Source organism: Endozoicomonas sp. PH6C, from assembly GCF_059322965.1.
This window is the reverse complement of sequence record NZ_CP185342.1, coordinates 3,173,386-3,187,532: the sequence shown is the minus strand read 5'-3', so window position 1 is coordinate 3,187,532 and position 14,147 is coordinate 3,173,386. Positions and strand designations below refer to the sequence as shown.

The 14,147-nt window shown below is 48.6% G+C and carries 9 protein-coding genes; all 9 read right to left on the bottom strand.

The annotated features are described in order from the left end of the window. Window positions 1–38: 38 nt before the first annotated feature. On the bottom strand, window positions 39–1,640 hold the full coding sequence (locus tag ACOMG9_RS11935; RefSeq protein WP_448217053.1) for an ABC transporter ATP-binding protein: 1,602 nt from the start codon (window positions 1,638–1,640) through the stop codon (window positions 39–41). A 3-nt stretch (window positions 1,641–1,643) separates the two neighbouring features. Further along, window positions 1,644–2,696 (bottom strand): ABC transporter permease, encoded by a 1,053-nt coding sequence (locus ACOMG9_RS11930; RefSeq protein WP_422133750.1) that lies wholly within the window; start codon window positions 2,694–2,696, stop codon window positions 1,644–1,646. A gap of 1 nt (window position 2,697) precedes the next feature. Next, complete coding sequence (locus ACOMG9_RS11925) at window positions 2,698–3,786, bottom strand: microcin C ABC transporter permease YejB (RefSeq protein ID WP_448217052.1); 1,089 nt, start codon at window positions 3,784–3,786, stop codon at window positions 2,698–2,700. A gap of 3 nt (window positions 3,787–3,789) precedes the next feature. Further along, entirely contained in the window at window positions 3,790–5,784 is a 1,995-nt protein-coding gene (locus ACOMG9_RS11920; protein ID WP_494530287.1) for an extracellular solute-binding protein, read from the bottom strand. Between the two features lie 295 nt (window positions 5,785–6,079). Further along, window positions 6,080–7,912 carry an extracellular solute-binding protein gene (locus tag ACOMG9_RS11915; RefSeq protein ID WP_448217051.1) on the bottom strand — a complete coding sequence of 611 codons (1,833 nt, stop codon included), beginning with the start codon at window positions 7,910–7,912 and terminating at the stop codon, window positions 6,080–6,082. After that, window positions 7,909–9,720, bottom strand: coding sequence for an extracellular solute-binding protein (locus ACOMG9_RS11910; protein ID WP_448217050.1), 1,812 nt, complete (start codon window positions 9,718–9,720; stop codon window positions 7,909–7,911). Before ACOMG9_RS11910 ends, ACOMG9_RS11915 begins: the two co-directional genes overlap by 4 nt. Next, window positions 9,717–11,570: an extracellular solute-binding protein gene (locus ACOMG9_RS11905; RefSeq protein ID WP_448217049.1), complete on the bottom strand. Its 1,854-nt coding sequence runs from the start codon at window positions 11,568–11,570 to the stop codon at window positions 9,717–9,719. Before ACOMG9_RS11905 ends, ACOMG9_RS11910 begins: the two co-directional genes overlap by 4 nt. A 115-nt stretch (window positions 11,571–11,685) precedes the next feature. Continuing rightward, on the bottom strand, window positions 11,686–13,299 hold the full coding sequence (locus ACOMG9_RS11900) for a lytic transglycosylase (protein ID WP_448217048.1): 1,614 nt from the start codon (window positions 13,297–13,299) through the stop codon (window positions 11,686–11,688). Window positions 13,300–13,341: 42 nt separating this feature from the next. After that, entirely contained in the window at window positions 13,342–14,124 is a 783-nt protein-coding gene (gene gloB, locus ACOMG9_RS11895; RefSeq protein ID WP_448217047.1) for a hydroxyacylglutathione hydrolase, read from the bottom strand. Window positions 14,125–14,147 lie beyond the last annotated feature (23 nt).

The following is a 14,147-nucleotide window of genomic DNA, read 5'->3' as shown; positions in this document are numbered from 1 at the left end:
AATACTCTCAGAATGCAGACTGTTTTTCCTGTCAGGAATCAGCGCCGCTGATGACTTTCGAAGGCGGCTTCAAGCAGCTCGCGGGTGTATCCTGTTTGCGGATGGTGAAAGATCTGTTCAGTTGATCCCTGCTCAATAATCTCACCGTCTTTCATCACCAGAATCCTGTGGCTCATAGCTTTCACTACAGCAAGGTCATGGCTGATAAAAATATAGCTCAGGTTGTATTTTTTCTGCAGGTCTCTCAACAGCTCAATAACCTGAGACTGGACAGTCCTGTCCAGAGCTGAAGTAGGCTCATCAAGAATAATCAGTCCGGGTTTCAGAACCAGGGCCCTGGCTATGGCAATACGCTGTCTCTGCCCGCCAGAAAACTCATGGGGATAACGGTGTCGCCATTGAGGGTCAAGACCGACTTCTGCCATGGCTTTTATGATCAGATCGTCCCGTTCACTGTCGCTGGCCAGCTGGTGGATATCGAGTCCTTCACCAATAATATCGGCAATGGTCATTCTCGGACTCAGACTGCCATAGGGGTCCTGAAAAACAACCTGCATCTGTCGTCGGTATGGACGACACTGTTTCTGGTTCAGGAGGTGGAGGGCTTCACCTTCAAAGTAGATCTGGCCCTGACTTTCCTGCAACTTCAGCAGGGCCATGCCCAATGTGGTTTTTCCAGAACCGGATTCACCGACAATACCCAGTGTTTCACCTTTTGCAACTGAGATGGAAAGATCGGTGACGGCTTTGATATGGTCAACCGTTCTTCGAAAGAATCCCGCTTTGACTGGAAACCAGACCCTGATGTCCTGCCCTTCGATAATCTTATGTTGCTCATCAGAGACAGGAGCAGGAGCCCCTGAAGGCTCAGCATTGAGCAGCTCTGTCGTATAAGGATGTTTTGGCTGATTAAAAACCGCTTCTGTGGCACCGGTTTCCACCAGTTCTCCATCTTTCATGACGCAAATTCGATGGGAAACATGATGGATCAGGTTGAGGTCATGGCTGATAAATAAAATAGCCATACCCATTTTCTGCTGCAACTCTGCCAACAGTGTCAGGATTTGCCTCTGGACGGTGACATCCAGTGCCGTGGTGGGCTCATCAGCGATAAGGACCTTTGGCTCGCAGGCCAGTGCCATGGCAATCATGGCTCTTTGGCGCTGGCCACCGGACAATTCGTGAGGATAGGCTGAAAGCTTTTTGGCGGGCTCCTGAATGCCCACCAGTTCAAGCAGCTCCAAAGCCCGCTGACTGGCAGATTGAGGGCGCATTCCCAGATGCAGACTGAGAACTTCGCAGATCTGCTTCTCTATGGTATGCAGTGGATTGAGAGCGGTCATGGGCTCCTGGAAAATCATACCAATCTGATGACCCCGAACGCCTCGCATTTCTCTTTCTGACAGAGCCAACAGGTTTTTGCCAGCAAACACTATCTCGCCCTGGTGACTGGCATTTTCAGGAAGCAGTTGCAGTATGCTCAGAGCTGTAATGGATTTACCTGAGCCGGACTCACCCACCAGACCCAGCGTCTCTCCGGGAAACAGTTCAAAACTGACGTTTTTTACCGCATCGCTGCTGCCACCGCTCTGATTGAAGCGGACTTTCAGGTCTTTGATTTGGAGCAGGGAACTTGTCATCGCTTAGTGACCTGTAACGTATTTGCGTGGATCCAGAGCGTCGCGGGTGGCTTCCCCGATAAACACAAGCAGGGTCAGCATCACTGACATTACCATGAAGGCTGTAATGCCCAACCATGGCGCTTGAAGATTATTCTTACCCTGGGCGATCAGCTCACCCAGTGAAGGCGATCCGGCTGGCAGACCAAAACCCAGAAAGTCCAGAGAAGTCAGGGTGGTGATGGCTCCGGTCAGAATAAAGGGCATAAAGGTGACTGTTGCAATCATGGCGTTGGGCAGAATGTGACGAAACATCAATCGGCTATCGGTCATCCCCAGGGCTCTGGCTGCACGGACATATTCAAGGTTTCGACCACGCAGAAATTCGGCACGGACCACATCCACCAGTGCCATCCATGAAAACAGCAGCATAATACCCAGCAGCCACCAGAAGCCGGGCTCGACAAAGCTGGAAAGAATGATCAGCAGATACAGGCTGGGCATACCTGACCAGACTTCAATAAATCGTTGTCCTATAAGATCAGTTCGTCCGCCATAAAATCCCTGTATGGCGCCTACGGCAACCCCTATGACAGAGCTGAACAGCGTCAGAATCAGACCAAAAAGTACGGATATTCTGAAACCATAAATAACCCTTGCCAATACATCTCTGCCCTGATCATCGGTGCCCAGCAGATTCTCGAGCGTGGGAGGCGCCGGAGCAACGCGGGCATAGTTGATGGTGTCGTAGCTGTAATGGATGGGAGGCCAGAGCATCCAGCCATGGGGCTCGATCAACTCTTTTGCGTAGTCCTGACGGTAATCCATTTCCAGCTCAAATTCACCACCAAAGGTTGTCTCAGGGTAGATATGTAAAATGGGGGTATAGATTTCACCCTTGAAATACACCAGAAGGGGTTTGTCATTGGCGATGAACTCGGCAAATAACGTGGTGAAAAACAGGAAACCGAAAATCCAGAGTGAGTAATAGCCCCGCCGATTACTTTTGAAACTTTGCCAGCGTCGCCGGTTGAGCGGGCTTATACGGGAAGGTTTTATGCTTTGAGACGATGCCATATTAGTCCCTCGCCTCGAAGTCAATTCTTGGGTCGACCAGCATGTAGGTCAGATCTCCCAGCAGTTTTACCACCATGCCTATGAGAGTGAAGATAAACAGGGATCCGAAGACCACAGGGTAATCGCGATTAATGGCGGCTTCGTAGCCGAGCAGGCCCAGTCCATCCAGTGAAAAAATAATTTCAATCAGCAATGAGCTGGTGAACAGTATGCCAATCAGGGCCGCAGGAAATCCGGATATCACCAGCAACATGGCGTTTCTGAAAACATGTCCGTACAGCACCTGGTTATCATCCAGACCCTTGGCGCGGGCTGTCTGCACATATTGGCGATGAATCTCATCGAGAAAAGAGTTTTTGGTCAGCATCGTTAATGTTGCAAAACCACCAATAACAATGCAAAAAACCGGGAGAACCATATGCCAGGCGTAATCTGCCAGTTTGCCGATCAGACTGAGTTGATCAAAGTTTTCCGAAGTCAACCCGCGCAGTGGGAAGAAGTTCCAGTAACTGCCACCGGCAAACAGAACAATAAGCAGGATGGCCAGCAGAAAGCTGGGAATGGCATAGCCTGTGGTAATAACAGCGCTGGTCCAGACATCGAAGTGGCTACCGTGCTTTATTGCTTTTCGAATCCCCATGGGAATGGAGATCAGGTAAATCAGCAGTGTGCTCCATAAACCCAGAGAGATTGAGACAGGTAACTTTTCCTTGATGAGGTCAATGACTTTCGCATCCCTGAAAAAGGAGTCGCCAAATTCAAATTGAGCGTAGTTGACAACCATCTGTATAAAGCGCTCGTAGGCGGGTTTGTCAAAACCGTAAAGCTTTTCGATGTCTTTGATGAGTTCCGGGTCCAGTCCCCGCCGTCCCCGATACTCACCGGATTCGTCCACACTCAATTGTTGAATCTCGGCACTGCCGGAACCTCCGATGCGACTGGTGGCATTGATTTCAAAACCTTCCAGTTTGGCAATCATCTGCTCAACAGGGCCACCCGGTGCAGCCTGAATGATGACAAAGTTCAGAAGCAGGATGCCAAACAGTGTCGGAATCATTAACGCCAGACGGCGTAGAATATAGCTTTTCATAATTCAGTTGCGACGTTTTGAACGACGGATGACCCATCCCAGAAACAGGATGACCAGTAGAATGCCGACAGGCCAAAGTGGTATGCCTTTATTTTCTTCATTTTTTTCTTCGCCATCGGCGGTCGTGTCTGAAGAAGCCCTGATGGTTGTCGGTTCTATCCACCAGGAGTCCAGGTCCAACTGATAAAGAGGTTCCTGATCAGGACGGCTGAGAGGGTGTTTAAGGGGCTTCCAGTAGGCAACCCGGTTACTGGCCAGATACCATTGGGGGATCATGTATTGATTCCAGAGCAGCACCCGATCCAGAGCCTTAACGGCGGCGACCAGATCCTCTCTGGAGTCGGCATTGATTAATTCCCTGATCAGGCCATCAACCACCGGGTTTTTAATCCCTATCAGGTTTCGACTGCCTGGCAGATCCGCTGATTCGCTGCCCCAGAAGTCCCGTTGCTCGTTTCCGGGCGAACTGGATTGGGGAATGCGACTGACCAGCATATCGAAGTCGAAGCTTCTGAGGCGGTTTATGTATTGTGAAATATCCACGATTCGCAGGTTGGCATCGATGCCCATGGCTTCAAGGTTTTTCTTCATTGGCAGGGCCACTTTCTCCATGCTTGAATCATACAGAAGAATTTCGAATTCAAAGGGCTTGCCGTTTTTCCGGAGCGAGCCATTTTCCAGTTTCCAGCCTGCCTGTTCCATCAGGGACAGAGCTTCGCTCAGCTGATTGCGGATTCTGCCACTGCCATCGGTGACGGGCAGTTTGAAGGGTTGGGTAAATAACTCGGCGGGGAGTTGATCTCGCCAGGGCTCAAGGTAGGCCAATTCTTTACCTTCAGGAATGCCGGTTGCTTCCATATCAGAGTTGGCAAAATAACTCTGTGTCCGGGTGTAACTGTTATAGAACAGATTCTTGTTAAGCCATTGGAAGTCCATGGCGTAATTCAACGCTTTTCGAACTCTGACGTCCTTGAAAATATCTCTGCGCAGGTTAAAGACAAACCCCTGCATACCCTGAGGGGCTTTGGTTTGGATGGATTCCTGAATCAGGTCACCTTTTTTAACTGCCGGAGTGTCATAGGCGGTGGCCCAGTTTCTGGCAATATTTTCAAAGCGGAGATCGTATTCCCCGGCTTTCAATGCTTGCAGTGATACGTTGGCATCCCGGTAATAGTCATAACGACGCTCATCAACGTTATAGCGACCTTTGTTGACCGGCAAATCCTTACCCCAGTAATCAACAACTCTCTCGTAAACAATACTGCGACCCGGCTCGGCAGAACGGATTTTGTATGGGCCGCTGCCCAGAGGGTGAGTCAGGTTGCCCTCTTCGAAGTTATTCGACTCTTTTTCCCAGAAGTGTTTTGGAAGAACCGGGAGTTGGGAAATGATCAGGGGAAGTTCAGGATTACGGTTGTGTTTGAAAACGAAGCGCACACTGCGTTTGGACAGGGCTTCAGCCATGGCAATATCGCCATAATAAGCCCTGTAAAACGGTGAGCCTTTGTCCCTGAGCAGTTCAAAACTGTAAACCACATCTTCGGCGGTTACAGGCTGTCCGTCGTGAAACCGGGCTTTTGCATTCAAGTGGAAAGTGATGCCGCTGTTATCAACGGCGGGCTCTGCATATTCAGCTACCAGGGCGTACATGGAGAAAGGTTCATCGGCACTGCTGGTCATCAGAGTATCGTAAATCAAGCCTAATCCCGCAGCCGGAGTTCCTTTTTCTATATAGGGGTTCAGGCTGTCAAAAGTCCCCATGCTGGCCATTCGCAAGGTTCCACCCTTGGGTGCATCGGGGTTCACGTAGTCAAAATGTTTGAAATCTTTTGAGTATTTGCTGTCACCGTAAAGGGAGAGGGAAGGGAGTTTATTAACTGCGTCCTCTGCTTTTACCGATAAAGGCATCACAGACAGGGAAAGCAAGAGTGTCGCAATGGGGAGGGACTGGAAAATCGTTGTCTTCAACGATCTTTTTATCATCACTGTATGATTCATGGTTAGCCTGGATCGCATTGTTATAACTTTTGCCTCAAAACTATAGTCGGCTCCCTGACTACAGGTATTGCTTCTTGCGGAGTTGTTCCGATTTCTGACAATATTGTAAACACCTATCAAACCTGACAGGCAAGGTCTAATTCATCATAAAAAGGTCATTAATACTTTTAGATGACGGTAAAAGTTGATCTGAAGCAATTAAAATACCTGTGTTGCTTCAGAATCAACACCTACAAACATGTAACCAGAGAGTTCCTGATTGTTAGTATCGCAATGTACCCTGTCACCCAAGCGGTTAATCTACCTTCTTCAGTGTTGAACCAGCACTAGCTCTGGCTGATGGTGGTTTATTCGTTTGATACCACCATGTACTCAGGTCAAGAGCATAAAGCGGCGTCGTCTCAGGATGCTTCAGAGTATCCCGGTACAGAACGTTCCAGGAAGGTGAGTACCAGAGAGGCAGTGAGTAGTGTCCCCACAGCAGAACTCTGTCCAGGGCATGAACCATTGAAAGCAGTTCTTTACGGCTGGTGGCTGATGGAATCAATTGAGCTATGTGATCGACCACCGGTGAATGAACACCCGACAGGTTTCTGGTTCCTGGTTGATCAACGGTTTCCGATCCCCAGAAGGATACCTGTTCGGTGCCTGGTGATGCAGTATGTCGATAGACATGCAGTACCAGTTCAAAATCCAGTTCACGGAGTCTGGCTACCATCTGGAGTGGGTCTATACGATGAACATTTAAGGTAATACCAAGACGACTCAGACCGTCCTTGATGGAAAGCAGAACTTTTTCATGTTCTTCAGTGGCTACCAGTGCGTTCAGGACCAGTGGTTCCCCCATGGCATTAACTTGTTGATTATCTTTTATTTCCCAGCCTGCCTGTTTTAATAACCTGAGTGCGCTTGCCATACTCAATCGGTCGCCCGATGCCAGTCGGCTATCAGGTACCTTGAAGGGATCATGGAAGAGGGCTTCAGGCAGTTGTTGCTGAAAGGGGGCCAGCCATTTCAGTTCTTCAGCTGATGGAATTCCACTGGCTGCCAGCTCAGAGCCTGCAAAAAAGCTTTCAGCAGGTCGATACATTCCAAAGAAAAGGTGGTCGTTGATCTGCTTGAAATTAAAAGCGTATCCCAGACTTTCCCTGACTCTGGCATCTTTTAGAAACGGTCGCCGGGTATTGTAGGCTAACGTCAGGGTTTGGGGGTTATGGTTCTTTATGACTTCTTGTACCAGACGATATTTTTTAATTCGGTTCTCGCTCAGCTGGGTATTCCAGATGGTTGGGTCTGTAATCAGTCTGAAGTCATATTGATTGCTGAACATCGCTTCTAACAGCACAGATTCGTTTCCGTAATATTCGAACAGCATGCGGTCAAAATTATACCGACCCCGGTTTACAGCCAGGTCTTGTGCCCAGTAATCTTCGTCTCTTTTATAACTGATGGATCGTCCGGGATTGATTTTATCGACTTGGTAAGGACCGCTGGTGACGGGGACTTCAAATCCGGAGGGCGGAAAATGTCTGTCCTTCCAGTAGTGTTCTGGAAGTATAGGCATTTGCCCCAGGATTAGAGGCAGCTCCCGGTTTTTGTTGTTTTTAAAGGTAAATAGTACCCTCATAGGCGCTGTGACTTCAGCTTTCTCGATATCATCATAGAAGTGGCGGTAGAACGTTGAGCCTTTCTCCCTCAGAAGATCAAACGAGAATTTTACATCACTGGCTGACACCTTATGGCCATCATTAAAGTGAGCTTTGGGGTTAATATGATAGGCAACCCAGCGGTTATCAGGGTCCAATTCTATGTACTGGGCAATCAAACCGTATTTACTTAAAGGCTCGTCCCAGGATCTTTGCAGCAGGCTGTCATACAGCAAGTCGCTGCCAGCCGCAGCCGAACCGCGATCTACAAAAGGTGTAAGACTGTCAAACTGGCCGGTCACAGCCTGTCTGAATTCACCGCCTTTTGGAGCGTCCGGGTTGGCGTAGTCAAAGTGTTCAAAATCCTTATGGTACTTAGGTTCACCATAGAGACTTATGGCATGCTTCAGAGGAATGTTTTCTGCTCCCCATACCAAAGAGGACGTTACTATCAAAAATATTCCCGCAACAAGGCGTTTCATTTTGGTTCTTTCTCCCACCAGATGCTGAGGTCCACAGAGCCGTAAAGACCTCCGTTGTCAGGATAGTTGTAGTGGCTTCTGTATGCTACCCGCCAGTAACGATGGTAGAGCTGGGGAATGGTGTAATTTTCCCAGAGCAGGATGCGATCCATAGCTCTGGTGGCGGCCTGCAACTGGTTGATGGATTCAGCCTTGATAATAGACTCAATCATGGCGTCAACCGCAGGGTGATTGACACCTGCGAGGTTCTGCGTGCCCTGTTGATTGGCAGTACTGCTGCTCCAGTATTCTCTTTGTTCGTTGCCAGGCACATCAGGCTGGTGGAAGGTTCTGAGCAGCATGTCATAATCCTGATTGCGCACTCTTCGAATGTACTGAGAGACATCCAGCGAGGTGATCTGCATTTCAATGCCGAGCATTTCCAGATTACTTTTGAACGGTATAGCAACACGTTCCTGTTCTGGCACCGCCAGCATCAATTCGAACCTGAGTGGCTCACCGGTTTCCTTGTTGACTCTTTTGCCGTTTTTGAGTTCCCAGCCAGCCTGTTTCAGAAGTCTATTAGCATAACTGAGCTGTTTTCGGATATTGCCAGTGCCATCTGTTTGTACACCAGTCCAGGGTTGTTTAAACAGCTTCTCAGGAAGTATGTCCCGATAAGGTTCAAGCAGTTGGGCTTCAGCTCTATCGGGTATGCCTGAGTGGGCAAAATCCGAGTTGGCAAACAGGCTTTCGGGCGCTGAATAAATGCCATAAAGAAGATTGGCGTTGGTCCAGGCTACATCGTAACCCTGACTGATGGCTTCTCTGACCCGTTGATCGTTAAAAGGGTATTTTCGACTGTTAAAGATAAAGGACTGAACCTGAAAGCTCTTGCGAGGGTAATTTTTCTTGATGATCTTCCCGCTCTCCAGGTCCTTACCCTTGTATGCATAAGTCCAGTTTTTGGCCAGATTTTCTATCCGGATATCGTAGTGTCCACTGAGAAAAGCCTCGAGAGAGAGTGTGGAGTTCCTGAAATACTCCAGTCTGATCTGCTTAAAGTTATTCCGGCCAATATTCACAGGCAGCTTCTGAGCCCAGTAATCCTCGTTTCGCTCAAGAAAAACGGTCTGGCCAAGCTCATAGTGCTTGATGCTGTAAGCCCCTGAGCTGACAGGAATATGGATCTTAGTGTCAACATCTTCAGACTTTGTCCAGTAATTACTGTGAATTATGGGTAGCTGGGCCAGTCGAAAAGGCAGCTTCTTGTCTTCGGGGACATTCAGGGTCAGTTTTACCCGGTTTCCGGGTTCAACTTCTATTTGATTAACATCCTTCAACAGGAGCTTGAAGTTGGAGAAGTCGCCATTTTTATATTGAAAAAATGTATCCCTCACAGTTTCGGCAGTAATCGGGTTGCCGTCGGCAAAACGGGCTTTCGGGTTAATAACGAAACGTACCCAGCGATTATCATCCGGGTATTCGATACGTTCGGCAATCATTGGATAAAGACTGCCGGGCTCATCCCGGCTGGCAAACATCAGGCTGTCGTAAATGTAGGCACCAACGGCAGCAGGCACACCTTTGGAACTTAAGAGATCAAAGGTATCGTAAGTGCCTAGAACCGCCAGTCTGACCTTACCCTGACGGGGAGCATCAGGATTGACATAGGAAAAGTGTTGAAAGTCGGCAGGATATTTGGGAGTGCCGATCAGGCTGATGGCATGACCTGTGCGATAGGATTCCTGAACACTGGCCAGTACAGAAGGATAAAACCAGGCAATGTTCAGCGCCATAAGAGTTCTTGCCCATCGTTTGATCGTCATTTTTTTCCTTGTCGTTGAAGGGCTTTAGAGGCTGGTTTCATCCACCATGAAGTGAGACGAATACCAAAGGGTGGGAAAGTGTCAGGAGGTTGCACATGCTGCCAATGAGCGATTCTTATAAAACGCCCCTGCCAGTTGGGAATGAAGTAATATTCCCAGAGCAAGAGACGATTCAGAGCCTGCATAGCAGTATAAAGAGCCTCTCCGGTGTTGGCTGACAGCGCATGATCAATTAAGCCATCGACGGCCGGGTTATGAATCCCGGCCAGATTGCGGCTGCCTTCAGAGTCCGCAGACTCTGAGTGAAATAACCCTTTAAGGTCTTCGCCGGGAAGAAAAGGCACCGTCAGGGTTGTTTGAACCATATCAAAATCCCTTTGACGCAGTCTTCGCTGATATTGGCTCAGGTCTATGGCTCGAAAATCCATTTTGATTCCCACGCTGGCAAGGTTGGCCGCAAAAGGAAGTATGTAACGATCAGCCAGTTTTGAGTAGTGAAGAAATGTAAAGTGAAAGGGTTCATTCCGGGCGCTTAATAATTGTCCCTGATGATAATGCCAACCGGCCTCTTTTAGCAGTTTCAGGGCTTGTCTTCGATGGCTTGTGATGTTCCCATCCCCGTTTGTTTTTGGGAGTTCAAAAGGTTGGGAATAGAGCCCCGGTGGCACTATCGACTGAAAAGCTTCAAACAGTTCCAGCTCGTTCTCTGACGGGACCGCAGATGTATTATTCTCATGAGCGCCAAAGAAACCGGTGGTGCGGACATAGGCGTTATGGAAGAGGTTTGCTGAAGACCATTCCCAGTCGAATAACAGGCTGATAGCCTGCCTGACTCTTCGATCCTGAAACAGTGGGGATCTGAGATTAAAGACAAAGAACCTTCTGCCATAATGCATCTTGTCAGGAATGTTCAGTCTGGTCGCTTTACCTTGTTGCATGGCTGGAAAGACATAAGCTGTTTCCCAGTTTTTCGCCTCGCCTTCATAGTGGACATCGGTCTCCCCGTTCTTAAAAGCCTGAAAGCTGACATGACGGTCACGGTAGAAATTCAGAGTAACTTTATCAAAATTATAAAGCCCCTTATTAACGGGAAGATCTTCCCCCCAATAGTCTGGCACTCGTTCAAAGACGATCGTTGACCCCGGCTTGACCCTGGAAATCTTATAAGGACCACTGAGTAAGGGTGGGACCAGTGTGGTTTTTTCAAAATCACGATTCTGCCAGTAATGCTTTGGTAAGACAGGCAGCTCGCTGAGTTTAATTGGGAGCGCTTTAGAAGATGAGGGTTTCAGATAGAAGTGGATAATGTAGTGATCTTCGATTTGGATGCGTTCAACTTGCTCTAGTGTCAGTTTGAAGTTTGGGTGCCCGTGCTCCAGCAGTATTTTATAGGAAAACTCTACATCTTCCGTGGTAATGGGATGCTGGTCATGAAAACGGGCATTTGTTCTCAGCTTGAATGAGAGCTTATGTTTTTCCGGATCATAAGCTACCGCTTCGGCGATTAAACCATAGGCTGTATTTTTATGTTCCATGGAGGGTGCGTAAGGACCAGTGCCCACCATCAGGGGTTCGTTCAGCTCCAGAAAGCCAAACCTGAAAGTATTATTCGCCTGCGAGGGGGCTATTCCTTTGGCACTGTATGGATTCAGAGTATTAAAGGTTCCAAGGGCTGCTAATCGCAGATGACCACCTTTGGGCGCTGCGGGATTGACGTACCGGAAGTGTTTGAAATCTTTCTTATACAGAGGCTCGTCCATGATGGACAGATAATGTTGCCATTGCTCACCCGCAGCTATTGCGTAAATACTCTGCCAATAGAGCAGAAGAGAGAGCGTCAGTCGTTTCAATGATGCTTCCTGGTATTGTTAAACCGAATGAATATAGCATCGACAGGATAGGGGAGTGGTTTATAGAGAAAAATATCAGACCCGTTCAAAACCGGGTCTGAGCATTATGAATTTATCATTCGTAAACGCGGGTCACATCAACATAGAGAGTCAATTGTTGACCAGGCTGCAGGTATTTGCTGTCAAAGGTATTCCAGGTTCTGATCTGGGCTATGGCGACATTGAATTTGTCAGCGATTCTGGACAGGGAGTCGCCATTGCGAACCTTGTAATTGACCCTGCGAACAACACCGTCCTGAGGCGCATTGGTTTTGGTCCACACCACCAGTGTCTGCCCGATCCTGAGATTGTCTCTGGGTGACATACTGTTCCAGCGAGCCAGTTCCTGGACACCGGTATTGTACTTTTTGGCTATGCTCCAGAAGCTGTCTCCGGATTTAACAGAGTGATTCAGTTTGTGTCGTCCGGCACGCTGAGTGTTTTGCTTGGCAATACGGCGCTGCGGCGCTGTCAGGGCATACTCTTCCTTCTCTTTGACAGCGACGGGGATTAAAAGACTTTGACCAACCCGGATCAAGTCTGTTTCCATTTTGTTCGCTTCCTTGATGAGCCCGGGCTTGGTATTAAAAGTATTGGCAATCCTGATCAGGCTATCACCAGACTTCACTGAGTAGCGCTGCCATTGCATACGTTTCTCCGCCGGCAATTGAGCCAGTTCAGTCCGGAAGGATTCGGCTTTGGCAACAGGCACCAGCAGATGGTGTGGACCAGAAGGAGGGGTGGACCAGCGATTAATCCCGGGATTCAGGCGATATAACTCATTCAGAGTAACGCCAGCCAAATTGGCCGCTTTGGCCATATCCAGCTGGCCACCGGTTTCAACCTTGGCAAAATGAGGTTTGTTAGGAATTGACTTTAGCTTGATACCGTATTTGGCCGGATCACGAACGATCTTGCCCAGGGCGATCAGCTTTGGAACATAGGCGGTGGTTTCCCTTGGCAGGTCAAGATGCCAGAAGCGGGTGGATTTACCCCGCCTTTCGTTCTTGTTGACCGCATTCATGACTCGCCCTGGCCCAGAGTTGAAAGCAGCCAGTGCTAATTCCCAGTCGTCAAACATTTCGTGCAGACTGACCATATAGTCCAGAGCTGCACGGGTGGCCTCAACCACATCACGACGACCGTCATACCACCAGTTCTGCTCCAGTCCGTAATGTTCTCCGGTAGCTGGCATGAATTGCCATAAGCCGGATGCTCCTGCATGGGAATAAGCAAATGGATCGAAGGCACTCTCTACTATGGGCATTAATGCCAGCTCCAGGGGGACGCCACGTTTCTCAGCTTCTATCAGGATGAAATAGAAATAGGGACTGGCGCGATCAGAAACGCGGTCAAAGTAGCCCTGGTTTTTCTTGTACCAGCGTAATTCTGCCAATACCCGGGGATGATTATTATCCAGGTCCATAGCGAGACCCCGACGAGTTCTATCCCACAGGTCGGTCAATGGTTTTTTGGCCAGCTGATCCTTAAATGTTTTTTTGGCCGTTTTCCCTTTGGCAACTTTTTGCTCAACTTTGACTGGTGGAGTACCTGCCTGCTCTGGAGAATGACTCTGACAGCTTGTTAGAGTCATTATGAGTGTGGCGGCACTCAAGACTCGAATCAGGGGTTTAACTTCAGGTCCGGTATAGCGACCAGACGTTTGCTCTGTAATCAAAGGTTCAGACATAAAAACTATATTTATCTTGAAGGAACACAGGGGTTATCGTCATCAAAAGTGATCCTTCCAATGACGCAATGCTCCAAATACCTCTGAATCGTTTGACAGAGAGGCATTTGGGGCGTGCTCCTTAACAGCAGTAATGACACTATTCTGGTCAGTACGCATGAATGGATTAATGGTAAATTCCAGCTTGAGGCTAGAGGGCAGGCTTGGCCTGTTCTGCTCGCGAAGCCGGACGACTCTGTTGCGATACTCCTTAATAGAGTGGTTGTCGGGTTCTACGGTCTGGGCAAAGGCAAGATTTGCCAGAGTGTATTCGTGTGCACAATATACCCGGGTGTTTTCGGGTAGAGCGCGGAGTTTATTGAATGAGCTCTGCATTTGTTCAGCAGTCCCTTCAAACAGTCGGCCACAGCCGGCTGAAAAGAGGGTGTCGCCACAGAATAGAATGGGATCATCCTGATCAGGATTAGCGAAATAGGCAATATGATCGAGCGTGTGTCCCGGTGTTTTCAAAATACTGAATTCAGTACCGAGCACTGCCAGTGTCTCTGTGCCATCCAGGGTGTGAGTAATGCCGGAAATTGCCGAATTATCAGGGCCATAGACTGGAATGCTACGGTTTTTTGTTAACGTTTCTATGCCGTTTGTATGATCCCAGTGATGATGGGTAATCAAAATGCCCGACAATTCCAGATCAAGTCTATCCAGTGCTTTCTCGACCACGCTAGCGTCACCCGGATCAACGACCAGACTTTGTTGACTGCAATCTTCAGAGAGCAGCCAGATGTAGTTATCCTGAAAAGCCGGGATAGCTTGAATGTGGATCATAGGACATTCTGTCGGATAATGGT